The sequence below is a fragment of the Pectobacterium atrosepticum genome, assembly GCA_019056595.1.
GTDB classification, from domain to species: domain Bacteria; phylum Pseudomonadota; class Gammaproteobacteria; order Enterobacterales; family Enterobacteriaceae; genus Pectobacterium; species Pectobacterium atrosepticum.
The window spans coordinates 842,071-866,885 of record CP036163.1 but is presented as its reverse complement, the minus strand read 5'-3'; the positions used below and the strand labels follow the sequence as shown (position 1 = coordinate 866,885).

Annotated in this window: 18 protein-coding genes, 1 other RNA gene and 1 pseudogene; 13 read left to right on the top strand and 7 right to left on the bottom strand. The window is 50.6% G+C overall.

Annotation, left to right across the window (positions count from 1 at the left end; translation table 11 throughout):
- The first annotated feature begins 172 nt into the window (after positions 1-172).
- Positions 173-2,551 (top strand): phosphoenolpyruvate synthase, encoded by a 2,379-nt coding sequence (locus tag DCX48_04515; protein ID QXE13832.1) that lies wholly within the window; start codon positions 173-175, stop codon positions 2,549-2,551.
- Between the two features lie 286 nt (positions 2,552-2,837).
- On the opposite strand, the gene apbE is transcribed toward DCX48_04515, so the two are convergent.
- The 3 genes from apbE to ydiK form a co-directional block, all read right to left on the bottom strand.
- Entirely contained in the window at positions 2,838-3,884 is a 1,047-nt protein-coding gene (apbE, locus tag DCX48_04510) for an FAD:protein FMN transferase ApbE (protein ID QXE13831.1), read from the bottom strand.
- 91 nt (positions 3,885-3,975) lie between these two features.
- An RNA gene (gene rprA, locus DCX48_04505) (antisense sRNA RprA) lies at positions 3,976-4,087 on the bottom strand.
- Between the two features lie 296 nt (positions 4,088-4,383).
- On the bottom strand, positions 4,384-5,496 hold the full coding sequence (ydiK, locus tag DCX48_04500; GenBank protein QXE13830.1) for an AI-2E family transporter YdiK: 1,113 nt from the start codon (positions 5,494-5,496) through the stop codon (positions 4,384-4,386).
- A gap of 407 nt (positions 5,497-5,903) precedes the next feature.
- Here ydiK and DCX48_04495 point away from each other — a divergent pair, with 407 nt between their 5' ends.
- Both DCX48_04495 and DCX48_04490 read left to right on the top strand, forming a co-directional pair.
- Positions 5,904-8,957 (top strand): FAD-binding oxidoreductase, encoded by a 3,054-nt coding sequence (locus DCX48_04495; GenBank protein QXE13829.1) that lies wholly within the window; start codon positions 5,904-5,906, stop codon positions 8,955-8,957.
- Positions 8,957-9,373, top strand: coding sequence for a hotdog fold thioesterase (locus DCX48_04490; protein ID QXE13828.1), 417 nt, complete (start codon positions 8,957-8,959; stop codon positions 9,371-9,373). The genes DCX48_04495 and DCX48_04490 overlap by 1 nt, the downstream gene beginning before the upstream one ends.
- A 63-nt stretch (positions 9,374-9,436) precedes the next feature.
- Here DCX48_04490 and DCX48_04485 read toward each other — a convergent pair whose 3' ends face one another.
- A complete protein-coding gene (locus DCX48_04485; GenBank protein QXE13827.1) occupies positions 9,437-9,838 on the bottom strand; it encodes a hypothetical protein in 402 nt (133 codons plus the stop codon).
- A 426-nt stretch (positions 9,839-10,264) separates the two neighbouring features.
- On the opposite strand from DCX48_04485, the gene sufA reads away from it, so the two are divergent.
- The 7 genes from sufA to DCX48_04450 all read left to right on the top strand — a co-directional run bounded on the left by sufA (position 10,265) and on the right by DCX48_04450 (position 17,398).
- Complete coding sequence (gene sufA, locus DCX48_04480) at positions 10,265-10,636, top strand: Fe-S cluster assembly scaffold SufA (protein ID QXE13826.1); 372 nt, start codon at positions 10,265-10,267, stop codon at positions 10,634-10,636.
- A gap of 13 nt (positions 10,637-10,649) precedes the next feature.
- Positions 10,650-12,149 (top strand): Fe-S cluster assembly protein SufB, encoded by a 1,500-nt coding sequence (gene sufB, locus DCX48_04475; GenBank protein QXE13825.1) that lies wholly within the window; start codon positions 10,650-10,652, stop codon positions 12,147-12,149.
- A 97-nt stretch (positions 12,150-12,246) separates the two neighbouring features.
- Positions 12,247-12,993, top strand: a complete 747-nt coding sequence (sufC, locus tag DCX48_04470) for a Fe-S cluster assembly ATPase SufC (protein ID QXE13824.1) — start codon at positions 12,247-12,249, stop codon at positions 12,991-12,993.
- Entirely contained in the window at positions 12,968-14,314 is a 1,347-nt protein-coding gene (gene sufD / locus DCX48_04465) for a Fe-S cluster assembly protein SufD (protein ID QXE13823.1), read from the top strand. Before sufC ends, sufD begins: the two co-directional genes overlap by 26 nt.
- On the top strand, positions 14,314-15,537 hold the full coding sequence (locus DCX48_04460) for a cysteine desulfurase (GenBank protein QXE17148.1): 1,224 nt from the start codon (positions 14,314-14,316) through the stop codon (positions 15,535-15,537). The genes sufD and DCX48_04460 overlap by 1 nt, the downstream gene beginning before the upstream one ends.
- A gap of 33 nt (positions 15,538-15,570) precedes the next feature.
- Positions 15,571-15,987, top strand: coding sequence for a cysteine desulfuration protein SufE (sufE, locus tag DCX48_04455; GenBank protein QXE13822.1), 417 nt, complete (start codon positions 15,571-15,573; stop codon positions 15,985-15,987).
- A gap of 388 nt (positions 15,988-16,375) precedes the next feature.
- Positions 16,376-17,398 (top strand): L,D-transpeptidase, encoded by a 1,023-nt coding sequence (locus DCX48_04450; GenBank protein QXE13821.1) that lies wholly within the window; start codon positions 16,376-16,378, stop codon positions 17,396-17,398.
- A gap of 191 nt (positions 17,399-17,589) precedes the next feature.
- Here DCX48_04450 and DCX48_04445 read toward each other — a convergent pair whose 3' ends face one another.
- The 3 genes and pseudogenes from DCX48_04445 to DCX48_04435 form a co-directional block, all read right to left on the bottom strand.
- Positions 17,590-17,826 (bottom strand): major outer membrane lipoprotein, encoded by a 237-nt coding sequence (locus tag DCX48_04445; GenBank protein QXE13820.1) that lies wholly within the window; start codon positions 17,824-17,826, stop codon positions 17,590-17,592.
- Between the two features lie 313 nt (positions 17,827-18,139).
- Complete coding sequence (pykF, locus tag DCX48_04440) at positions 18,140-19,552, bottom strand: pyruvate kinase PykF (GenBank protein QXE13819.1); 1,413 nt, start codon at positions 19,550-19,552, stop codon at positions 18,140-18,142.
- A gap of 267 nt (positions 19,553-19,819) precedes the next feature.
- Positions 19,820-20,069, bottom strand: a pseudogene (locus DCX48_04435) (hypothetical protein).
- Positions 20,070-20,197: 128 nt separating this feature from the next.
- Between DCX48_04435 and bglG the strand changes: the two are divergent.
- The 3 genes from bglG (at position 20,198) to ascB (ending at position 24,706) form a co-directional block, all read left to right on the top strand.
- On the top strand, positions 20,198-21,061 hold the full coding sequence (gene bglG / locus DCX48_04430) for a transcriptional antiterminator BglG (GenBank protein QXE13818.1): 864 nt from the start codon (positions 20,198-20,200) through the stop codon (positions 21,059-21,061).
- 313 nt (positions 21,062-21,374) lie between these two features.
- Positions 21,375-23,276 (top strand): PTS beta-glucoside transporter subunit IIABC, encoded by a 1,902-nt coding sequence (bglF, locus tag DCX48_04425; GenBank protein QXE13817.1) that lies wholly within the window; start codon positions 21,375-21,377, stop codon positions 23,274-23,276.
- A gap of 35 nt (positions 23,277-23,311) precedes the next feature.
- Entirely contained in the window at positions 23,312-24,706 is a 1,395-nt protein-coding gene (gene ascB, locus DCX48_04420) for a 6-phospho-beta-glucosidase (protein ID QXE13816.1), read from the top strand.
- The last annotated feature ends 109 nt before the right edge of the window (positions 24,707-24,815 follow it).

The following is a 24,815-nucleotide window of genomic DNA, read 5'->3' as shown; positions in this document are numbered from 1 at the left end:
TTGGATTTTTACCGCGTTAAGCAATCATTCGCCATGAAATCAGTTTTTTTTCATAGGTTGATCGATTCACCTGTCCATGTTCATCAAAACGCTATGCTAACCTGATTGTGTTGAGGCGATTCTCAACCGAACTCTTTCATACCCTAATTGTATGCAGAAAGGATTATTTTCGATGTCCAATAACGGCCCTGATTTGCGTAATGTCCTTTGGTATAACCAGCTCGGTATGCACGACGTTGAAAGGGTGGGAGGCAAAAATGCCTCTCTGGGTGAAATGATCACCAACCTTTCAGATTTAGGTGTAGCCGTTCCCAACGGTTTTGCGACAACGGCGCAGGCGTTTAATGATTTTCTTAATCAAAGCGGGATTAACCAGCGCATTTATGAGCTGCTCGATCGTACCGATATTGACGATCTGAGCCAATTGACCCGCGCCGGTGCGCAGATTCGCCAGTGGATTATTGATACGCCGTTCCAGCCAGAACTGGAGCAGGCGATCGGTGATGCTTATCAGCAACTGGCCGATGGCGAAAAAGAGGCCTCGTTTGCCGTGCGTTCTTCCGCCACCGCGGAAGATATGCCAGATGCGTCTTTTGCTGGCCAACAGGAAACCTTCCTGAACGTGCAAGGCATTGATGCGGTGATGGTCGCGGTGAAGCACGTATTTGCATCGCTGTTCAACGATCGCGCTATTTCCTATCGCGTGCATCAGGGGTATGACCACCGTGGCGTGGCGCTGTCGGCAGGTGTACAGCGTATGGTGCGCTCCGATCTGGCCTCGGCGGGCGTGATGTTTACCATTGATACCGAATCCGGTTTTGATCAGGTGGTGTTCATTACTTCGGCTTACGGTTTGGGCGAAATGGTGGTGCAGGGGGCGGTGAACCCAGATGAGTTCTATGTTCACAAGCCGACCTTGCAGAGCAACAAGCCTGCTATTGTGCGCCGTAATATGGGATCGAAAAAAATCCGTATGGTGTATGCCGCGAGCCAGGAACATGGCAAGCAAGTGCGGATTGAAGATGTACCGGCAGAACAAACAGCGCGTTTTAGCCTGACGGATGATGAAGTGCAGGCGCTGGCGCGTCAGGCTCTGCTGATTGAGAAACACTACGGTCGCCCGATGGACATCGAATGGGCGAAAGATGGTCATACTGGCAAACTCTATATCGTGCAGGCACGTCCGGAAACGGTACGTTCCAACGGTCAGGTTATGGAGCGTTATCATCTACCTGCCAGCGGTACGGTGCTGGTGGAAGGCCGTGCGATCGGCCACCGCATCGGTGCGGGCGAAGTGAAAGTGATTCAGGACATCAGCGAGATGCACCTGATCAACGCGGGTGATGTGCTGGTGACCGACATGACCGATCCAGATTGGGAACCGATCATGAAGAAAGCGGCTGCGATTGTTACCAATCGCGGCGGACGTACCTGCCACGCAGCGATTATCGCGCGCGAGCTGGGCATTCCGGCTGTTGTGGGTTGTGGCGATGCGACCGAGCGTTTGCGCAAGGGGCAGAAAGTAACCGTGTCCTGTGCGGAAGGCGACACGGGTTATGTGTATCAGGATCTGCTGGACTTCTCCGTGAAGAGTTCACAGATTGACGAAATGCCCGCATTGCCGCTGAAAATCATGATGAACGTAGGCAACCCTGATCGTGCGTTTGATTTTGCCTGCCTGCCGAACGATGGCGTCGGTCTGGCGCGTCTGGAATTCATCATCAACCGTATGATTGGCGTGCACCCGCGTGCGCTGTTGGAATTCGACCAGCAGGCCCCAGAATTGCAACGCGAGATTAAAACGCTGATGCAGGGTTATGACGATCCGGTGGAATTCTACGTGGGTCGTCTGACGGAAGGAATTGCGACGCTGGCAGCGGCATTCTCGCCGAAGCGCGTCATCGTCCGTCTGTCCGATTTTAAATCGAACGAATACGCCAATCTGGTCGGCGGCGAGCGCTATGAGCCGAAAGAGGAAAACCCGATGCTGGGCTTCCGTGGTGCAGGTCGCTATGTATCACCAGACTTCAAAGCCTGTTTTGCGCTGGAATGTGAAGCGGTTAAACGCGTGCGCAACGTGATGGGTCTGAAGAATGTAGAAATCATGATCCCGTTCGTTCGTACCGTGGCGCAAGCGGAAGCGGTCATTGCTGAGCTGGCGAATCAGGGGCTGCGCCGTGGCGAGGATGGCCTGAAAATCATCATGATGTGTGAAATTCCGTCCAACGCGCTGTTGGCTGATGAATTCCTGCAACACTTTGATGGCTTCTCCATCGGTTCAAACGACATGACGCAGCTGGCGCTGGGTCTGGATCGCGACTCCGGTGTGGTATCAGCGCTGTTTGACGAACGCAACGATGCGGTGAAAGCGCTGCTGTCGATGGCGATTAAAGCCGCTAAGAAGCAGGGTAAATACGTCGGTATTTGCGGGCAGGGCCCATCAGACCATGAAGATTTCGCGATCTGGCTGATGGAACAGGGTATCGATAGCCTGTCACTCAACCCAGACACCGTGGTGCAAACCTGGCTGAATCTGGCTGAGCACAAGTAATCAGTACGGTGAATGCCTGATATATAATCATCAGGCATCAGGTAACTGAAACAGTATTCACAGAATGAAAACGGTGGTAATGGAATAGAAGAGTAAAGCGTTTGCGCCATGGACAAAAGCGTCAAGAACACTTTTGAACGTCGCTTGCGACGGCCCTGAAAGGGTGAATCTCAGGGATGAGATTCATATCTGCGCAATCCGAGCGTACAGGGACGTATTCACAGCGTCTTTACGATCTATCCATTACCACCGCTTGACCGCCGCTGATGGCAAGCCGTGCTGAAAATCACGGTGCTGAAATCAGGAATGATTTAAACTGCGGTGTCATTACCGTACTAAAACCCTTATCCGTTTTGGTTATCAGATAAACCGCCAGCCCTTGCTGCTCCGCCAACTTCAACGCTTTCTCCGTTCCCAACACCATCAAACCCGTATCCCAGCCATCCGCTTCCAGCGCAGTCGGAGCAATCACGGTGGCAGAAACCAACTGATGAGTAATCGGCCTGCCCGTTTCGGGATCGATAACGTGAGAATAGCGCTTGCTGTCCTCCTCAAAATAATTTCGGTAGCTGCCGGACGTACTAATCGCGTAACCCTGCAAATTCACAGCCGCCTGCGCTGCATTTTCCTGATCGGTTGGCTTCTGAATCGCCACACGCCATGGCGTTCCTTCGGCATTTATGCCACGGCTAGAAATCGCACCGCCGACGGAAACCAGATAATTAGTGATCCCTTTACGCGTCATCAACTGCGCGAGAATGTCTGCGCCGTAACCTTCACCCAGTGTGGAAAGATCGACGTACAAATCCGGGAGATCTTTCTGAATCCATTCTCCTTTTTCGTCACCGATCAGTTTCAGGTGGCGCAGCCCGACGTTTTGCCGTGCTAAATCGATCTGCTGTTGGCTGGGAATGCGTGTCGGCTGCTTCTGCGGGCCGAACCCCCAGAGGTTAACCAACGGGCCGACGGTGATATCCATCGCGCCGTGAGTGGCTTTACCGATACGCAGTGCGGCTAGAATAATATCGGCCATGCCATTGCTGATAGGCTGCGGGTCCGTTCCCCGATACTGATTAAAGCGAGATAGGACGGAATCGTCACGGTAGGTAGAAATGTCGTTATTGGCTTGCTCCAACAGAGCATCAATTTCCCGTTGCAGCTGTGTTTTATCTTCGGTGACGTCGCCGCTAATTTTTACGCTGTAGAACGTCCCCATTGTTTTGCCTTCAATTGTCAACAAAGGGCGCTGTGCTGAAGGTGTCGGATTATCGCAGGCTGTCAGAAGACTGAATAAGCCACAGAGTAGTAATCTCTTCGCGGCGAGAGGCGTCATGAAAAACTCCTGAAAAAGCTGAACCGAGGGTGGCAGACAGGAGAGTAGCAAAAAAGGAATGCAGCGTAATTGAATGGAAGAGAAATGAAAGGAAAAAAAAGGCCCATCTCAGGGGATGGGCAAAGACTACACACAGCAATTCGTTACTAGCTCTGACGAGGAGGAAACCTCATTGACAAACAGTAGGTTAATACTAGCTCCGTTATTAATCCTATGGATTATGCCCGACTCAGTCATTAAGAATCATCCTAATAGTTAATTATCTTTTAAGGATTGGCCTCTCAGAGTTTTTATATTGTCAATAATATTGATGCATTAGAGAAATGATACCAAAATTTTTAAGAGTAATCCCTAAGAATAGAGGCTTAATCATTAGCTATTTTTACCTATTGAGTCATGAGAAAAAAATACTCACGAAGACGCGATCCTGAAAGAAGGGAATGCGAGGGAAATGCGTGAGCGGCGCACCGCTCACGGAAAGACAAGGGGAGATTTACCGCTATGACTCTTTATTCGGTGTCTTGGTCGTATTAACAGAGAGGAGGTTCTGCGGTTCGGGAATTTCGCGCATCCAGGCAAACAGCAGACGATAGGAAACGGCGAGGACGACCGGGCCAATAAACAGCCCAATCATGCCAAACGCCAGCAATCCGCCAATCACGCCGGAAAGAATCAGTAGCATAGGAAGATCGGCACCCATTCTGATTAGCATTGGACGAATCACGTTATCAATCGTTCCAACGACGCAACTCCAGACCAGCAGGATGGTGCCCCAGGTATTATCACCCGTCCAATACAGCCAGATAATGGCCGGAATAAGTACCAGAAGTGGCCCCAACTGCGCCAGACAACACAGAAACATCAGAACGGTTAGTAGTGTGGTGTAGGGGATTCCAGATAGGCCCAGACCGATCCCGCCCAACACCGACTGCACGATGGCCGTTACCACCACGCCCAGTGCAACGGCACGAATCGATTGTGCAGCCAGAATCACGGCAGCATCGCCGCGCTCCCGCCCCAACCGGATAGCGAAATGTCGCACGGCTTTCGCAACGGCCTCACCTTTGTAATACAGCAGAGCACTGAAGATAAGCATGAGGGAGCAGTGCATCAGAAAGCGCCCGACATGGGCAGCCTGTGCCACCAGCCAGGTCGCAGTTTTACCAAAATAGGGCTGCACTTTGGCGAACAGACCGCTGCCACCGCTTTGCAATAGTGCCTGCCAGCTGTTGAACAACTTCTCCCCGACTAAGGGGATTGACGTCAGCCATTCCAGTGTTGGTGGTGAAAGGTTTTCCTGTCTGGATCCCCAACTCATTAGTGCCGAGCTGTTATCGATCACACTACTGACGAGGACGGCAATCGGCACAACAAATAGCAGAATAAGCAGAAGCGTCATGACGAGTACCGCCAGAGAGCGTCGCCCCCATAATAGCGCCTGAAATTTAATCAGCATTGGCCAGGTGGCAATGACCACCATGCATGCCCAGGCGAATCCTAGAATAAAAGGCTGCACCACCCAAAAACAGGCAATAATCATGATGGTAATAAACACCAGACTGAACAGGATTCTGGCCAGGTCAAATCGTGGTGGTTGAGAATATTTGCTCAACGAATCGTTCCTTAATAGAAAAAGAAAAGGCTGAAGGCGAGGTGGTTTAGGTAAACGGATCTCATCACAAGTCATCATGAGATATTTCCGGGTGTTTTGACAGCCTGTTGAACATTTTGTTGGTGAAACAGCCGTTAGCCAACACGCTGTATGTTTTTGCCGTTCTGGGAGCGCACACGATTGCGAAATGTGATAAAACGTGATGTCCCCGATGAAAGGGCGGCTATATATACAAATGCTAGTCACTTAAGCATGGCTTTAGGGGAAACACGGTGATGAGGTCCCCGTAGGGATGCCTCACACCGTGGTCGCCACGGTATCTCTATCCTTAAGCGAATATACCCCTCTTCACAGGCATATCACGACATATTGGCAAACACATCATGTACGGACAGGGTCAAAAAATAATGATCCCACAGATCACGCAATCTCCCGGGCTGGTCCAGCCGGTGCTTAATTTTCTGGAAGCATTGAAGAAAAACGGATTCACGGGCGATACGGCGACTGATTATGCCGATCGTCTGACGATGGCGACGGATAACAGTATCTATCAACTCTTGCCGGATGCGGTGGTCTTCCCCCGTTCAACCGCCGATGTCGCGATCCTATCGCGACTGGCGGGTGAGGCGCGCTTTTCAGGGCTAACCTTTACCCCACGCGGTGGCGGGACAGGAACGAACGGGCAGGCGCTGAATCGCGGCATCGTGGTCGATATGTCGCGTTATATGAACCGCATTCTTGAGATCAATCCTGAGCAAGGCTGGGTGCGCGTCGAGGCTGGCGTTATTAAAGACCAGCTCAACCAGTATCTTAAGTCTTATGGCTATTTCTTCGCGCCTGAGCTGTCGACCAGTAACCGTGCGACGCTGGGCGGCATGATCAATACCGATGCGTCAGGGCAAGGCTCGCTGGTGTACGGTAAAACCTCAGACCATGTGCTGGGGCTACGTGCAGTACTGCTGGGCGGCGAGATGCTGGATACGCAGGCAATGCCAGTAGAACTGGCAGAGCAACTGGCGGAAGAAGATTCATCTATCGGCCGTATTTACCACACGGTGCTGCACCGCTGTCGTGAACAACGCGCGTTGATTATCGACAAGTTCCCCAAGTTGAACCGCTTTCTGACCGGTTATGACCTGCGCCATGTGTTCAGCGACGATCTCCGCACCTTTGACCTGACGCGTATTCTGACTGGGGCTGAAGGCACGCTGGCTTTTATCACTGAAGCGAAGCTCGATATCACGCCGTTGCCGAAGAGCCGTCGTCTGGTGAATATCAAGTACGACTCCTTTAATTCCGCGTTGCGCAATGCGCCGTTTATGGTGGAAGCGAAAGCGTTATCCGTCGAAACGGTGGATTCCAAAGTCTTAAACCTTGCCCGTGAAGATATCGTGTGGCATTCCGTCAGTGAACTGATTACCGATGTACCTAATCAGGAAATGCTTGGCCTAAATATCGTTGAGTTCGCCGGTGACGATGAAGCACTCATCAACGGGCAGGTTGAGTCGCTATGTCAACGGCTGGACACGCTGCTGGCTACTGGGGAAGGCGGGATAATTGGCTATCAAACCTGTAACGACCTTACCGGAATCGAACGTATTTACGCCATGCGTAAGAAAGCCGTCGGGCTGCTGGGCAACAGTAAGGGGCTGGCCAAGCCCATCCCGTTTGCGGAAGATACCTGCGTGCCGCCACAACATCTGGCGGATTACATCGAAGAGTTCCGCGCGCTGCTGGACAGCCACAATCTGACGTATGGCATGTTTGGTCATGTGGATGCAGGAGTACTGCACGTTCGCCCCGCGCTGGACATGTGTGACCCGCAACAGGAAATGCTGATGAAACAGCTTTCCGATCAGATTGTCGCGCTGACCGCCAAATACGGTGGCCTGCTGTGGGGCGAACACGGTAAAGGCTTCCGCGCCGAATACAGTCCCGAATTCTTTGGGCCGGAACTGTATGCCGAGCTGCGTCGCATCAAGGCGGCGTTTGACCCTGATAACCGACTTAATCCTAGGAAGATTTGTGCGCCGCTCGATGTCGACGCACCGATGATGAAAGTTGATGCAGTCAAGCGCGGCACGTTCGACCGTACGATCCCGCTGACGGTGCGTACTGCGTTCCGTGGTGCGATGGAATGTAACGGCAACGGATTGTGCTTCAATTTTGATGCCCGTAGCCCAATGTGTCCGTCGATGAAAATCAGCGGAAACCGTATTCATTCCCCGAAAGGCCGCGCGACGCTGGTGCGTGAATGGTTACGTCTGCTGGCGGAGCAGGGCGTCGATCCGGTTGTATTGGAGAACGCCTTACCGCAGCAGAAATTGAGCCTGCGCGCCTTTATCCAGAAAACCCGCAATACCTGGCAGGCGAAGCAAGGCGATTACGACTTCTCGCATGAAGTTAAAGAGGCGATGTCAGGCTGTCTGGCGTGTAAAGCTTGCTCAACGCAGTGCCCGATCAAGATCGACGTGCCCGGTTTCCGTTCCCGCTTCCTACAGCTTTATCACACGCGCTACCTGCGCCCGGTTCGTGACTATCTGGTGGCCGGCGTCGAAAGCTATGCGCCGCTGATGGCGCGGAGTCCGAAGACGTTTAACTTCTTCCTGAAAATGCCGTTGCTGAATAACCTGAGCCGCAGCCAGATCGGCATGGTTGATTTGCCCTTGCTGTCATCGCCGTCGCTTCGTCAGCAGTTTGCCGGGCATAGCGGAGTCAACACCACGCTTGAACAGTTGGAACAGCTATCGGAACAGGCGCGCCAGCAGTACGTGTTAATCGTGCAGGATCCATTCACCAGCTATTATGATGCGCAGGTGGTGGCGGATTTCGTTCATCTGATCGAAAAACTGAAGCTGAAACCGGTGCTATTGCCGTTCTCGCCGAACGGGAAGGCGCAGCACATTAAAGGCTTCTTACAGCGCTTTGCTAAAACGGCGTCGAAGACGGCAGATTTCCTGAATCGCGTTGCCAAGTTGGGGATGCCGATGGTGGGTGTCGATCCGGCACTGGTGCTTTGCTACCGCGATGAATACCGTGAAATTCTGGGTGAGAAGCGTGGTGATTTCCAGGTGCAATTGGTGCATGAATGGCTGGTGACAGCGTTGGCAGACAGCACGCCTCAGTCTTCCACTGGCGAGTCCTGGTATTTGCTCGGCCACTGTACCGAAACGACCGCGCTGCCGATCAGCACTAAGCAGTGGGCCGATATCTTCTCGCGCTTTGGCGCAAAACTGGAGAATGTCAGCGTTGGGTGTTGCGGTATGGCGGGAACCTACGGTCATGAAGCCAAAAACCTTGCCAACTCGCAGGGAATCTATGCGCTATCCTGGCAACAGGTGTTGCAGAAGTTGCCGCAGAAACGCTGTCTGACTACCGGCTATTCGTGCCGTAGTCAGGTAAAACGGATGGAAGGCAGTGCATTACGCCATCCGCTACAGGCCCTACTGGAGATTCTCTGATGCTATGGAAACGACAGGCTACGCTTGAACAGCTTAATCAACAGAGCCAAGCGTGTATGGTTGGTCATGTCGGTATTCGTTATACCTGCCTTGCGGAGGATTATCTGGAAGCGGTGATGCCAGTGGATTCACGCACGCGGCAGCCATTTGGCTTACTGCACGGCGGCGCTTCCGTCGTGCTGGCGGAATCGCTGGGTTCCGTCGCGGGCTATCTGTGTTCTGAGGGCGATCAGCAGGTGGTGGGGCTGGAAATCAATGCCAATCACCTGCGTGCCGTGCGTGAAGGTGAAGTGCGGGGAGTATGCCGTGCGCTTCACGTTGGCCGCCGTAGCCAGGTGTGGCAGATTGAGATTTTTGATAATCAGAATCGCCTGTGCTGCATTTCGCGTCTGACGACGTCGGTGATTACGCCGTAAGCATGAAACGCTGAACCAGACTGCTGGTGGGTCTGGTTCAGTTGTTGGTAAATCGATAGTTCTTCAGGGGAGAAAAGGCACGCGCTTAACGAAATCCGACTGAAACGCGGTCGCTTTATCCCATGAGCCTTGCATGCTTAACTGATGGCAAATCGACTTCAGCGTGTTACGGGCAAAGTAGTAGCTTTGCACCCGAAAGAGGTGGCAACGTCCTTCATTATTGATCTCTTTAATCAACCGATTGTGCAACTTGACCAGCGCATGTAAATAACTGTCGTCATCGCCATTTCTCAGACAGAGTTCAACCATGTCCATACAGGCGTTATGAAAGCGACGTAAATGATCAATATTGCTTCCCGGGCGGTTCAGACGGGCTTCCGCCATATAGAAATCAACAGTGGCATCGCGAATCTGAAATTTATATTCGTCAATCTGGTGGTGCAGCCAGGCATTCATGGAAAGCATGGTTATCGATCCTGAATATGAAATGATAATCATTATCATATTAATAAAAAAGGCCATGATCAATGGGCAAAACGTGCTTTAACATCAAAAGTATGATCGGAAATCACATAAATCTTCATATACCTTCCCTGTTTTATAAATAGGTATCACCGATAAATGTTATAATAATGATAACGAGATGATATTTTTTATTCGACTGCAAGAGCCATGGTTGGTGAAGGTAATTTCTTTATTATCAATCTCTTAATTGGGTTGTTGCCACGTTGTTTGGCGTACTTAAGACGTGTAAAATGATGCTATTGGATCGCTAAAAAAACAAATGTTACGAATAGCCCTGCGAAACAAGAGGTTGAAGCTAGTTTCATAATCACTAACATTAGGGGAAACCAGCCTAAAACTGGTACCACACGCAATGAGGTATTCCATATGCAAGCGGAAAATGTAGGGACATTTTCACTGGATGAAAATGTCTGGCAGGGACTGACGCTAACCGATAGCGCCGTGAAGCAGATTAAGAATCTGATGACGCAGGATGAAGCCGTGCAAGGGCTGCGGCTTGGCGTTAAACAATCAGGCTGTGCTGGGTTTGGCTATGTGCTGGATCTGGTGCAGGAGTTTGAAACCGACGATCTGATATTCGAACGTGATGGCGCAAAACTGTATGTCCCACTGAAAGCGATGCCTTTCATTGACGGCACAGAACTTGATTTCGTCCGTGAAGGGCTGAATCAGATATTCAAGTTTAATAATCCCAGAGCGCAGCATGCTTGTGGATGTGGCGAAAGCTTTGGCATTTAAGTGATGAAAAATTATGGCACGTAGCACGGTAGATGTACCTGATGATGTCCAGATCTGGATGGGTGATGGACGCTATAAAGAAGGTTTCTTCACGCAGTTGGAAACCGATGAGCTGGCGCACGGCATCAACGAAGATGTCGTACGGGCGATCTCGGCGAAGCGTAATGAACCTGAGTGGATGCTGGAATTCCGTCTTAACGCTTACAAAGCGTGGCTGGAGATGGAAGAGCCGCATTGGCTGAAAGCCCATTACGAGAAACTCGACTATCAGGACTATAGCTATTATTCCGCGCCTTCTTGCGGTAACTGCGACGACAGCTGTGGCTCTGAGCCCGGTGCCAAGCAGCAATCCGGGATTACGGACGTGAATAATTACCTGACCAGCGAAGTAGAGAATGCCTTTAATCAACTGGGCGTTCCCGTCCGTGAAGGTCAGAAAGTCGCGGTCGATGCTATTTTCGACTCGGTATCCGTTGCGACCACGTATCGGCATGAGCTGGCTGAAAAAGGCATTATCTTCTGTTCATTCAGCGAGGCGATTCAGGAACATCCCGATCTGGTGCGTCAGTATCTCGGCACGGTCGTACCGGCGAACGACAACTTCTTTGCGGCGCTGAACTCGGCAGTCGCTTCCGACGGCACGTTTGTGTACATCCCGAAAGGCGTGCGCTGCCCGATGGAACTGTCGACGTATTTCCGTATCAATGCGGCAAAAACCGGTCAGTTCGAGCGTACGATTCTGATCGCCGATGACGACAGCTACGTCAGCTACATTGAGGGCTGCTCCGCACCTGTTCGTGACACCTACCAGCTGCACGCCGCAGTGGTGGAAGTGATCATCAACAAGAATGCCGAAGTGAAATATTCCACGGTGCAGAACTGGTTCTCCGGTAAAGATGACACAGAAGGTGGCATTCTGAACTTCGTAACCAAGCGCGCGCTGTGTGCGGGTGATCATTCAAAAATGTCATGGACACAGTCGGAAACCGGTTCGGCGATCACCTGGAAATACCCAAGCGTCATTCTGCGCGGTGACTACTCCGTGGGTGAATTCTTCTCTGTTGCCTTGACCAACGGTCGTCAGCAGGCCGATACCGGCACCAAGATGATTCACATCGGTAAAAACACCCGTTCGACCATCATCTCCAAAGGCATTTCTGCCGGGCGTAGCGAGAACACCTACCGCGGTCTGGTGAAGATTATGCCGAGCGCGACCAACGCCCGTAACTTTACCCAATGTGACTCCATGCTAATCGGCAGCGAGTGCGGCGCGCACACCTTCCCGTACGTGGAAGTGCGCAACAATACTGCGCAGTTGGAGCATGAAGCGACGACCTCGAAAATCGGCGATGATCAGTTGTTCTACTGTCTGCAACGCGGTATCAGCGAAGATGACGCTATTTCGATGATCGTGAACGGATTCTGTAAGGACGTCTTCTCTGAATTGCCGCTGGAATTCGCGGTAGAAGCACAAAAGTTACTGGCGATTAGCCTGGAACACAGCGTGGGTTAATTCGGCGGTTATCGGGATTTTCACAGACGAATAATGAGAATCATCGGTCCCGGAATTCATTAAGCGCTCGCCATATTGAGCGTTGGAAGGAATAAGCATGTTAAGCATCGAAAATTTAAAAGTCAGCGTAGAAGGCAAAGAGATCATCAAAGGGCTTAATCTCACTATTAAGCCGGGTGAAGTTCACGCGATTATGGGCCCGAATGGCTCAGGGAAAAGTACGCTCTCCGCGACGCTGGCTGGACGCGAAGAATATGAAGTCACCGACGGCTCGGTGAGCTTCAAAGGAAAAGATTTACTGGAGCTGTCTCCAGAAGATCGCGCAGGTGAAGGCGTCTTCATGGCGTTTCAGTATCCGGTAGAGATCCCCGGCGTGAGCAACCAGTTCTTCCTGCAAACTTCTGTTAACGCAGTGCGTAAATACCGCGAACAGGAACCGCTGGATCGCTTTGACTTCGCTGACTTTATCGAAGAAAAGATCAAACTGCTGAATATGCCGGAAGATTTGTTGACCCGCTCGGTCAACGTGGGCTTCTCCGGCGGCGAGAAGAAGCGTAACGACATTTTGCAAATGGCGGCGCTGGAGCCGGATCTGTGCATTCTGGATGAAACTGACTCCGGGCTGGACATTGACGCACTGAAAATCGTCTCTAACGGCGTGAACTCCCTGCGCGACGGCAAACGTTCGTTCATCATTGTCACGCACTACCAGCGTATTCTTGATTACATCAAACCGGACCACGTACACGTTCTGTATCAAGGGCGCATTGTTAAATCCGGTGATTTCTCGCTGGTGAAACAGTTGGAGGAGCAAGGCTATGGCTGGCTTACCGACGAGCAATAATGTGACGAGCGATAACGTGGCGGGTAAAACCAGCATCGCACAGAAACAAGAGCAGGCGCTGCAACAATGGCATGGCCTGTTTGAACGCGATGCGTCGCGTCGTTCTGAAGACGCAAACCAACACTGGCAGGACGTCGTACGTCTTGGCTTACCGCATCGTAAGCATGAGCACTGGAAATACACGCCGCTCGATGTCTTGCTGAGTAATGAATTTGTCGCACCGCAGGCACCGTCTATCGATCGTGCGGCGGTAGATGCACTGGCATTCGCGGTGGATAGCTGGCGTCTGGTGTTCATCGATGGCGTGTTCAACGCTGAACTCAGCGACAGCGCCTGGGGACCGTATCAGGTTAACGTACAGGCGTCGCATGCGCATGGTGTGCTGCCTACGGCGATTCAGTCAGAAGTGTTCCTGCATCTGACCGAAAGTCTGGCGAGTACGAGTACGTTGATTCGTTTGGCTGCCGGGCAGCAAGCGGAAAAACCGCTTTATCTGCTGCACATCAGCAGCAGCCAGGCTGCGGCGTTGAACACGGTTCACCATCGTCACCATCTGAACGTTGAACGTAGCGCAAGCGCGGAAATCATCGAGCACTACGTCAGCCTGGATGAACATGCGCACTTTACTGGTGCACGCCTGACGGTGAATGCAGCGGAAAATAGCCAGGTTAGCCACTATAAGCTGGCATTTGAAGCGGCGGCGAGCTACCACTTCGCGCACAACGATCTGGTTCTGGCACGCGATGCTCGGGTTCGCAGCCATAGCTTCCTGCTGGGAGCCGGGCTGACGCGTCACCACACCAGTGCTCAGTTGAACGGCGAAGGGACGAATCTGTCCATGAACAGCCTGATTTTGCCTGTCGGCAGCGAAGTGTGTGATACGCGAACGTATCTGGAACACAATCAGGGCAACGGCGAAAGTCGTCAGTTGCATAAAGTCATCGTCAACGATCGCGCCCGAGCGGTATTTAACGGCATGATCAAGGTTGCGCCGCATGCGCTGAAAACCGACGGACAGATGACCAATAACAACCTGCTGCTGGGTCGACTGGCCGAGGTAGACACCAAGCCGCAGTTGGAAATCTATGCGGATGACGTGAAATGCAGCCACGGCGCGACCATTGGCCGTATGGACGAAGAACAGCTGTTCTATCTGCGTTCTCGCGGTATTACGCAGCAGGATGCACAACAGATGATCATCTTCGCCTTCGCAGCGGAAGTCACAGAAGCGATTGAAAACGAGTCTCTGCGAGATGCGGTTCTGGAACGTATCGCGCAGCGTTTGCCCAACGCGTTGGCGAATGCCGGCAAGGCGGTATGATGAGTTATCCTATTGAGCGAGTTCGTGCTGATTTCCCGTTGCTGGCAAGCGAGGTTAACGGCCAACCGTTAGCCTATCTGGATAGTGCCGCGAGTGCGCAAAAGCCGCATTCGGTTATCGATCGTGAAGCTGAATTCTATCGCCATGAATACGCCGCTGTGCATCGCGGCATTCATACGCTGAGCGCACAGGCGACCAGTGCGATGGAAGCTGTACGCGAGAAGGTGGCATCTTTTATCAATGCCGCTTCAGCGGAAGAGATTGTCTTTGTACGTGGGACGACGGAGGCCATCAATCTGGTGGCCAACAGCTATGGTCGCACCTTCATCCAGCCGGGCGATAACCTGATCATCACCGAGATGGAGCACCACGCGAATATTGTTCCCTGGCAGATGCTGGCGGAAGCGCATGGCGTTGAAGTTCGTGTATTGCCGCTAGCTGAAGATGGCTCGCTGGATGTGGCACAGCTTCCCGTACTGTTGGATGAACGCACTCGTCTGCTGGCGGTGACGCAGATATCCAACGTATTGGGCACGCTGAACCCAGTGAAAGCGATGATTGCGCAGGCAAAAGCGGCGGGTGCTGTTGTGTTGATCGATGGTGCACAGTCGATTATGCATCAGCCTGTCGATGTGCAGGATCTGGATTGCGATTTCTTTGTCTTTTCAGGACATAAGATCTACGGCCCTTCAGGCATTGGTGTGCTGTATGGCAAACGTGACCTGCTTCAAGCCATGCCACCGTGGGAAGGCGGCGGGGCGATGATTCGTCAGGTCAGCCTGCGTACGGGCATCACCTATGCTGATTCACCGTGGCGCTTTGAAGCTGGATCGCCTAACACGGGCGGTATTATGGGCTTAGGTGCCGCACTGGATTATGTGACGGCACTGGGACGTGAAGATATTCAGCGTTATGAATCTTCGCTGATGCAGTACGCGCTTGAAGCGTTAACGCAGGTTCCCGATCTGACCTTGTACGGTCCTGCTGAACGTCACGGTGTTATTGCGTTTAACCTTGGGCAGCACCACGCCTATGATGTGGGAAGTTTCCTCGATCGGTACGGTATTGCGATTCGCACCGGCCACCATTGCGCGATGCCGCTGATGGAACACTATGGTGTTCCCAGTATGTGCCGCGCCTCGCTGGCCGTTTATACTACGCGCGAAGAAATTGACCGGCTAGTTGCCGGATTGCAACGTATCCATCGATTGCTGGGCAGTTAAGCGCCGCGCGCGAACCTGTTCGGGGAGGAAACCATGGCGAGTCTGCCAGAACCGCAGAAGCTGGCGCGCAATTTTGCGCGCTGTAATGACTGGGAAGAAAAATATCTGTATGTCATCGAGTTAGGGGAGCGTCTTGACCCACTGCCCGATGAGTGGCGTAATCCTGAGAACCTAATTTCGGGCTGCCAGAGTCAGGTGTGGATTGTGACACAGCCTGATGAGCAGGGCGTGCTAATTCTGCACGGCGACAGCGATGCTGCCATTGTGAAAGGCCTGATCGCGGTCGTTTTCAGCCTGTATCAGGGGCTAACAGCGCAGGAGATTGTTGAGCTGGATGTGCGGCCGTTCTTTGAATCGCTGGCGTTGAACCAACATCTAACACCATCTCGCTCTCAGGGGCTTGAGGCAATGCTGCGTGCGATTCGTGCGCATGCCGCGGCACTGCTTTAATTTTCTTCCCTGTTTTCTCTGCTTCTCTGAGTATAAAAAAGCGCTGTGACGGAAAAAACGTCCAGCGCTTTTTTGTTTTTTTCATTTACTGATTTTTACCAACGGCACGTTATTGTTTTTCGGTTCATTTATTAACTCGCTGATATTTCAGAATTCGTCCCGTATATTTATTCCCCATTAAATTTTATGCTGACTCTGTTTTGTAAAGAATTGAATATCAATGCTTTGATTTTTAAATCAAATATTCTTTTGTTACAACAATGCTAATATATACCCACGTTCGGTGGAAAGTGGCACCAATAGCCGCATTGACACCAGATCAAGAGGTATAGCCGGATACTGCATTCTGGGTACACAGCCAGATGTTATTGATTGTAGGGAACCTAATATGAAACGCGCGTTAACTTTACTTGGTATGGCCTTCGCAGCATACCTGGCCAGCACCGCCGCTAGAGCGACGGAATATCCGCTACCGCCACCCAATAGTCGCCTTATCGGCGAGAACATCGCTTATACCGTTCCTAATGACGGTCGTCCGCTGGAAGCCATCGCGGCAGATTTCAAGATTGGTTTACTGGGCATGCTGGAAGCAAATCCTGGCGCGGATCCTTACCTGCCGACACCGGGTTCGACTCTCACGATCCCGACGCAAATGCTGCTGCCGGACACCCCGCGTGAAGGCATCGTGGTCAATCTGGCGGAATTACGCCTCTACTACTACCCGAAAGGGAAAAACACCGTCATCGTTTACCCGATCGGCATTGGTCAACTGGGGCGCAATACGCCACTGATGACGACCAGCGTGAGCGAGAAACGTGAGAATCCAACCTGGACGCCAACGGCGAACATCCGTAAGCATTATCTCGAAGAGCAGGGCATTAAGCTGCCTGCGGTCGTTCCTGCTGGCCCGGATAACCCGATGGGGCTACATGCGTTGCGCCTGTCAGCACATGGCGGCGTTTATCTGCTGCATGGTACGAACGCGGACTTCGGTATCGGCATGCGCGTAAGCTCCGGCTGTATCCGTCTGCGCCCAGATGACATCAAGGCGTTGTTCGACAACGTGCCAGTAGGTACGCGTGTACAGATTCTTAATGATGCGATTAAAACCTCCGTTGAACCGGACGGTAAACGCTACGTTGAAGTGCATCAGCCTTTGTCGAAGACCGATAAGGACGATCCACAAACCATGAAGATTCCGTTGACGGTGAAGACGCAGAAGTTTGTTAAGGAGGCGGAGACGGACAGTAAAGCCGTTGCTGATGCGATTGTGCGTCGTTCCGGCATGCCGATTGTGGTGAGCGTGGGGCAAGATATCAATACCTACCAGCCACCGGTAGAATCGTCTCCAGAAGCGCCTGAAACCCATCAGGTTGCGCCAATCACTTCTATTAATACTACCTCGCGTTAATTATGAAATAAACTGGCCTGGTGCGTCTTAGACGCATCTGTGCTGGTTCAGAGATCGGGCAGAAGAGTAGATACGTAAGGTAACGTGGAAAAGGGATGAAAGCGAAGGTCGATGGAACAGAACTGCTGACAGAAAAAAGGCAAAAAAAATGGCGCACACTGTGCGCCATTTTCACTACTTAACCAGCTCGATTACTTTTTGTAAGTACGAACTTGGTTGTCCAGACGCTGGTTAGCACGAGCTGCGTCATCTTTAGCAGCCTGTACGTCAGAGCGGATTGCGTTCACGTCGTTGCTCAGTTGGTCAACTTTAGCGTTCAGAGTTTGAACGTCAGAAGACAGCTGATCGATTTTAGCATTGCTTGAACAACCAGCAAGCAGAGTAGAACCCAGGATTACCGCGCCCAGTACCAGTTTAGTACGATTCATTATTAATACCCTCTAGATTGAGTTAATCTCCATGTAGCGTTACAAGTATTACACAAACTTTTTTCTAATGAGAATAAATTTTTGATGAGAACATGCTTAATTTCGATCGTTCGCTCAAAGAAACAGCGAGTTTTACCTATTAATTAAAAAAGTAAGGAAAACAGCGCTATTTTTATCGGATAACTCTGAGGCTTTGGCTATTAAAAAGGCGTGTTACGCAAACGCATTAATTAGGTTATCGCACTGTAGAAAGTCGTTTCAGAATATAAAAAAAGCGCCATTAAGGCGCTTTTTACCGATCTGATGGTTAGGATCAGAGACGATGTACGGAAGCAGTGTTGGTTGTGCCGCTGGAAACCAGTGCACCAGATACCATCACCACAACATCACCAGCTTGCGCATGACCGGTCTTCAGCGCGGCTTCTTTACCAATGCGGTAGAAATCATCAGTAGAGGCGATTTCCTTCACCAGCAGCGTATCAATGCCTTTGCTCAGCAGAAGCTGGCGCGCGGTGACTTCGTTAGTCGTCAGCGCCAGAATGCGCGCATTCGGGAAGTATTTACGGATCGATTTGGCTGACTTGCCGCCGCTGGTCGCAACCACAATCAGCGGTGCATCCAGTTTTTCTGCGGTTTCTACTGCACCACGGCAGACGGCTTCAGTGATACGCAGTATTCCTGGTGTCTTGATGGTATCCAGACGGCTTTTCATCACGGAATCGGTGCGCTGACAGATCGTCGCCATAATGGTAACGGATTCCAGCGGGTATTTACCTTTCGCACTTTCGCCAGACAGCATAACGGCATCGGTACCGTCGATGATGGCGTTAGCCACGTCGCCAGCTTCAGCACGGGTAGGACGTGGGTTTTTGATCATTGAATCCAGCATTTGCGTTGCGGTGATCACCACTTTGCGAGCCAGGTTACATTTTTCGATCATCATTTTCTGTGCGAAGATCACTTCTTCAACTGGGATCTCAACGCCCAGGTCGCCACGAGCAACCATGATGCCGTCAGACGCTTCCAGAATTTCGTCGAAATTGTTCAGACCTTCCTGATTTTCGATTTTGGAAATGATCTGGATGTGCTCGCCACCGTGTGCTTTCAGGTGAGCGCGAATTTCTTCAACGTCGGAACGTTTACGAATAAAGGAAGCTGCGACGAAATCGACACCTTGTTCGCAACCGAAAATCAGGTCGCGTTTGTCTTTTTCAGCCAGAGCAGGTAACTGGATGGAAACGCCTGGCAGGTTAACGCCTTTATTCTCGCCCAGATCGCCATTGTTCAGCACCTTACAAACGACGTCGTTACCGCTGACCGCTGTAACCTGCATACCGATCAAACCGTCATCAACCAGAACGGTGTTACCGACGCTGAGGTCTTCGGTGAATCCAGCATAAGTGACTGCGACACGATCTTTGTTACCCACGATGCTCTGATCGGTGGTGAACGTGAACGTTTGACCGGCGGTCAACGTTACGTCAGCGCCGTTTTCCAGCTTCATGGTGCGGATTTCTGGGCCTTTGGTGTCAAGCAGGATCGCCGCTTGCTGACCGGTTTTTTCCATGACGGCACGCAGGTTCTTGATGCGTTGGCCATGTTCTACGTAATCCCCGTGAGAGAAGTTCAGGCGCATAACATTCATGCCGGCAGACAGCAGGTTGCCAAGCATTTCTTCTGACTCTGTTTTCGGCCCGATGGTACAAACAATTTTTGTCTTTTTCATAAGATAGTTTCTACAAGTTGTGATGGATAAAAAAACGAGTGAACCAGTGGCGATGTGGGACAAGCCGCTGGAAAGAATGTGTGAGGAAACCGCGTAAAAGAGGTAAGTATAGATGGTCGTAGCGAATGGGTAATGAAGTGCGAGGCCGCTCGTTGCATGAGATTAGCGGAGAGTCGCGTTGGCGATGCCGTTGATAATAATATTATTGATAGTGGCACGTGTTTAGCTGAAACCATTCAATTGAAACGACGTTCCGTATTATAGTTATTAAGCGAAGAGAAACAAGGTGGCAAAAGGTATGAAGTTGAATATTTTGTCGCGTTTACGCAAAAAACTGAGCGATTTGGGGTTTTTACCTAACTTTGTTGCGCAACTGCCTAAGAAAACCCGCCGTATAAATACGGTATTGCAGCGGGTGATGGCAAGTGGTTGATTCTTGTAACGGCCGACAATAGATAAAGAAAGAGCATGTAAGCGGCATGCTTTTCTGTCGATCCGCATCACGTTTTTGTGTCATTCTTCTTGAGAAGATGAATGCAGATGGTAGTTTACCAGCCATTGCGGATTGTTACTGCGTAAGCAGGCAAAACCAGATGCTCGTTCTTGCTACGGGTGTCTGGTTTTTTTGTTTCCAGGGTTTGAAAAATGAAGATTGCCAAAATACTCAACAATAATGTCGTCACCGTAATCGACGAAAACAATAATGAGTCGGTTGTGATGGGGCGCGGGCTGGGCTTCAAAAAACACTCTGGCGATCTGCTGGATGAAACGCTGATTGAACGTGTGTTTGTGATGAAGTCAGAAGAACTGACATCGCGCCTACAGGAGCTGCTGTCAGAAATCCCGATGGATGTCATCACAACGGCAGACAAGATCATTCTGCTGGCAAAAGCGCGTTTGCCCGGGAAACTGCAAAATAGCGTCTATATCTCTTTAACAGATCACTGCCACTTTGCGATCGAGCGCCACAAGCAAGGCGTCGATATCCGCAATGTGCTTTTATGGGAAATAAAGCGCCTGTATCCAAAGGAATTCGCCGTTGGTCTGGAAGCGCTGGATATTATTGAGCAACGTTTGTCCGTGCGGTTACCGGAAGATGAAGCTGGATTTATTGCGCTGCATTTGGTTAATGCGCAGCTTGACAGCGAAATGCCAGAAGTCTTGCAAATTACCAAAATCATGCAGGAAATACTGAATATTGTAAAATATCAGCTGAGCCTGGATTATAACGAGCAAGCGTTAAGCTATCATCGTTTTGTTACGCATTTGAAGTTTTTTGCGCAACGACTAATAGGAAAAAGTACCGTATTTAGTGATGACGAATCACTGCATGATGTGGTGAAAGAAAGATATCCATTGTCTTATCGCTGTGCGGAAAAAATACAAGCTCACATTATTCAAAAGTATCACTACACGTTAACGAAAGAAGAATTAATGTTCTTGACTATTCATATTGAACGCGTGCGAACGGAAGGCCAGGAGAAAATAGAACCAGGTGATGGAGAATGATTTCTGTTAATCTGCTTTTCGTCACAAAATAGCAGCGTAGCGAGATAAATGCCTTGCTTACGATGAAAGTGAAAGACTAGAGTATGTGGAAAGAAAATTATCAGATGAAGTAAGTTTTTATTGTCGGTGCATGAGTTGTGCTGGCAAATAATCAGGATTGTTACTGTCAGGCTCGTCTCAGCAGGCAGGCAAAACCTAAATCGTTTTCTCAATGTTTATTGGGAAAAGCGATTTAGGTTTTTTTTTGTCTTAAACAGATCTGGCAAACATAACATATTGATATATATGTCTGTTAAGTATTTAAGGATAGGCGATGGAATACAAAGCATTAGCAAGTGAGATACTCGATGGTGTCGGCGGACGTGGCAACATCATTAGCGTGATGCACTGTGCAACCCGGCTGCGTTTTAAACTAAAAGACAGTAAAAAGGCGGATGCAGCGGCGCTGAAGAATAATTCAGGCGTGATCATGGTGGTTGAAAGTGGCGGACAATTTCAGGTCGTTGTAGGCAATCATGTCAGTGATGTATATCGTAGTTTACTGGATGTTTCTGGATTGACCGATCAAAGTGATTCCGCAAATCATGAGGAAGGTGATGAGAAAAAAGGAAATGTTTTCTCTCGCTTCATCGATATTATTTCTGGAATATTTACGCCATTAATTGGCGTGATGGCAGCCTCCGGTATTTTAAAAGGTTTTCTGGCGCTCAGTTTGGCCTGTGGTTGGATGGTTGAAACCAGTGGGACGTATAAAGTGTTATTCGCTGCGAGCGATGCATTATTCTTTTTCTTCCCGATTGTTTTAGGTTATACCGCAGGGAAGAAATTTGGCGGAAATCCATTCGTTACCATGGTGATTGGTGCAACGCTGGTACATCCATCAATGATTGCTGAATTTGGTGCGATGCAGAATACCGGTTATCAACAGCTTTATTTCCTCGGCATTCCGATCACCTTCATTAATTATGCCTCTTCGGTTATTCCGATTATTTTCTCGGCTTGGCTTGCTTCACGTCTGGAAAAGCCACTGAATGCCATTTTGCATATCAATATCCGTAATTTCTTCACGCCGCTACTGTGCCTTTGTATCACCGTTCCCGTTACGTTCCTGCTGATTGGTCCCGCGGCAACTTGGCTCGGGCATATGTTGGCCAGCGGCTACCAATTGATCTACGGGCTGAACTCCACAATTGCGGGCGCACTGATGGGCGCGCTGTGGCAGGTGTTCGTTATTTTTGGCCTGCACTGGGGCTTAACACCGCTGATGATTAACAATCTCAGCGTGTTGGGGCACGACACCATGATGCCTCTTCTGGTTCCGGCGGTATTAGGGCAGGCCGGAGCGGTGCTGGGCGTATTGCTGCGTACCCGTGACATGAAGTTGAAAGGTATTTCCGGTTCGGCTTTCTCCGCTGCAATCTTTGGTATTACGGAACCAGCGGTGTATGGCGTTACGTTGCCGCTGAAACGTCCTTTCATCTTCGGTTGTGTGGGGGGCGCAATGGGGGCCGCAATTCTGGGGTATTTCCATACCACTATTTATTCCTTCGGCTTCCCGAGTATTTTCACCTTTACTCAGGTTATCCCGCCGACAGGTGTCGATAATACGGTCTGGGCCGCCATTATTGGTACGGCAATCGCCTTTACCTTCGCGGCCGTGGCTACCTGGGCCTTTGGGATTCCCGCACAAGAAAATACCGCAGCAATAAATGCACCCACGGCGGCCCCGCAAGCTACGCAGAACCCAAATGATGCCACGCGTAAACAAGCGATAACCAGCCCGATTGAGGGAACGGTTCTGACCCTTGATCAGGTTGGTGATGAAACGTTCGCCAGCGGATTAATGGGAAAAGGTATCGCGATTAAACCGTTGGCTGGACGCGTTGTTTCACCGGTGAACGGGACGGTTGCTTCGCTGTTTAAGACCAATCATGCCATTGGCCTTGAATCAGAAGAGGGGGCCGAGGTGCTTATCCACGTCGGTATCGATACGGTGAAATTGGATGGTCAGTATTTCACCGCACACATTAAGACCGGCGATATCGTGAAACAGGGCGATCTTCTGGTGGAATTTGATTATCAGGCGATCGAAAAAGCCGGTTATGACACGACAACGCCCGTCATTATCACGAATAGCGAAAATTACGTTGATGTTCTGCCTACCGCCGGAAACACCGTGCAGGAACAGGGCGCACTGTTGACGTTAATCCGCTGAAATTGACATTTACGACCCAACTGGGAGGAGAGAAGATGAGCCATCAGTTTCCGAAAGAATTCTTGTGGGGAGGCGCGATCGCAGCCAATCAGGTTGAAGGCGCGTATTTAACGGACGGCAAGGGGCTATCAACGTCCGATTTACAGCCACAGGGTATCTTCGGCGAGATCGTCATGCGTACGCCGGGCGACAGCGGAACTAAAGACACCGCGATCGATTTTTATCACCGCTATCCCGAAGATATCGCGCTTTTTGCTGAGATGGGCTTCAAATGCCTGAGAACCTCCATTGCCTGGACGCGTATTTTCCCGCAGGGCGATGAAACTCAGCCGAATGAGGCAGGGCTGGCATTTTACGATCGCCTGTTTGATGAAATGGCAAAGTATGGCATTCAGCCGCTTGTGACGTTGTCCCACTATGAAATGCCGTACGGTCTGGTGAAGAATTACGGTGGTTGGAGAAGTCGCGAAACGATTACGTTCTTCGAGCGTTACGCTCGCACGGTATTCCAGCGCTATAAAGACAAAGTGAAATACTGGCTGACGTTCAACGAAATCAACTGCGCGCTGCACGCGCCGTTTACAGGAATTGGCTTACCTACCGAGAGTAATAAGCAGGATATTTATCAGGCGATTCATCACCAGCTCGTTGCCAGCGCTAAAGCGGTGAAGGCGTGCCATGAAATCATCCCTGATGCCAAAATCGGCAATATGATGTTGGGTTCCATGTTCTATCCATTAACCTGCAAGCCTGCGGATGTAATGGAAACGATGCAGCAGAACCGCGACTGGTTGTTCTTTGGTGATGTACAAACCAGAGGATACTACCCAGCGTACATGAAGCGTTTCTTTGCACAGCACGGTATTACGCTGTCGGTAACCGAAGACGATCGTCAGTCGCTGAAGGAAACCATCGATTTCATCTCTTTCAGTTATTACATGACGGGCTGTGTGACCACCGACGAAGAGGTGAACCTAAAAGCCCGTGGCAATATTTTGAATATGGTGCCGAATCCGCATTTGGAAAGCTCCGAGTGGGGTTGGCAGATCGACCCAGAAGGACTGCGTTATTTGCTGAACTATCTGTATGACCGTTACCAAAAACCGCTGTTCATTGTAGAAAATGGGTTGGGTGCCAAAGATAAACTGGAAAGCGATGGCAGCATTAACGATGACTATCGCATCAAATACCTGAACGATCACCTGTATCAAGTCGGCGAAGCGCTAGAAGATGGCGTTGAGGTGATGGGTTACACCTGCTGGGGGCCTATCGATCTGGTCAGTGCGTCAAAAGCTGAAATGTCGAAACGCTACGGTTTCATTTATGTCGATCGTGATGATGAAGGGAACGGTACATTAGCGCGTCGACGTAAGAAAAGCTTCTACTGGTATAAAGAGGTTATTGCCTCTGATGGTGAAGCGTTGAAATAAATCAGCATATCGATACGTCATTTACGCATTCATTCTCAGAAGAATAAGGTCTGGAATGAATGCGAATTATATTTTTTACTACCCATGGGAAAGATGGCAGGAGAATAAA

Excerpts from the sequence above, each read along its gene's own strand:
- pykF (QXE13819.1), bottom strand. The coding sequence starts at position 19,552 with ATGAAAAAGACAAAAATTGTTTGTACCATCGGGCCGAAAACAGAGTCA.
- apbE (QXE13831.1), bottom strand. The coding sequence starts at position 3,884 with ATGACGCCTCTCGCCGCGAAGAGATTACTACTCTGTGGCTTATTCAGT.
- sufE (QXE13822.1), top strand. The coding sequence starts at position 15,571 with ATGGCGAGTCTGCCAGAACCGCAGAAGCTGGCGCGCAATTTTGCGCGC.
- DCX48_04495 (QXE13829.1), top strand. The coding sequence starts at position 5,904 with ATGATCCCACAGATCACGCAATCTCCCGGGCTGGTCCAGCCGGTGCTT.
- sufD (QXE13823.1), top strand. The coding sequence starts at position 12,968 with ATGGCTGGCTTACCGACGAGCAATAATGTGACGAGCGATAACGTGGCG.
- DCX48_04445 (QXE13820.1), bottom strand. The coding sequence starts at position 17,826 with ATGAATCGTACTAAACTGGTACTGGGCGCGGTAATCCTGGGTTCTACT.
- DCX48_04485 (QXE13827.1), bottom strand. The coding sequence starts at position 9,838 with ATGCTTTCCATGAATGCCTGGCTGCACCACCAGATTGACGAATATAAA.
- DCX48_04450 (QXE13821.1), top strand. The coding sequence starts at position 16,376 with ATGAAACGCGCGTTAACTTTACTTGGTATGGCCTTCGCAGCATACCTG.
- DCX48_04490 (QXE13828.1), top strand. The coding sequence starts at position 8,957 with ATGCTATGGAAACGACAGGCTACGCTTGAACAGCTTAATCAACAGAGC.
- bglF (QXE13817.1), top strand. The coding sequence starts at position 21,375 with ATGGAATACAAAGCATTAGCAAGTGAGATACTCGATGGTGTCGGCGGA.
- ascB (QXE13816.1), top strand. The coding sequence starts at position 23,312 with ATGAGCCATCAGTTTCCGAAAGAATTCTTGTGGGGAGGCGCGATCGCA.
- bglG (QXE13818.1), top strand. The coding sequence starts at position 20,198 with ATGAAGATTGCCAAAATACTCAACAATAATGTCGTCACCGTAATCGAC.
- DCX48_04515 (QXE13832.1), top strand. The coding sequence starts at position 173 with ATGTCCAATAACGGCCCTGATTTGCGTAATGTCCTTTGGTATAACCAG.
- sufC (QXE13824.1), top strand. The coding sequence starts at position 12,247 with ATGTTAAGCATCGAAAATTTAAAAGTCAGCGTAGAAGGCAAAGAGATC.
- sufA (QXE13826.1), top strand. The coding sequence starts at position 10,265 with ATGCAAGCGGAAAATGTAGGGACATTTTCACTGGATGAAAATGTCTGG.
- DCX48_04460 (QXE17148.1), top strand. The coding sequence starts at position 14,314 with ATGAGTTATCCTATTGAGCGAGTTCGTGCTGATTTCCCGTTGCTGGCA.
- sufB (QXE13825.1), top strand. The coding sequence starts at position 10,650 with ATGGCACGTAGCACGGTAGATGTACCTGATGATGTCCAGATCTGGATG.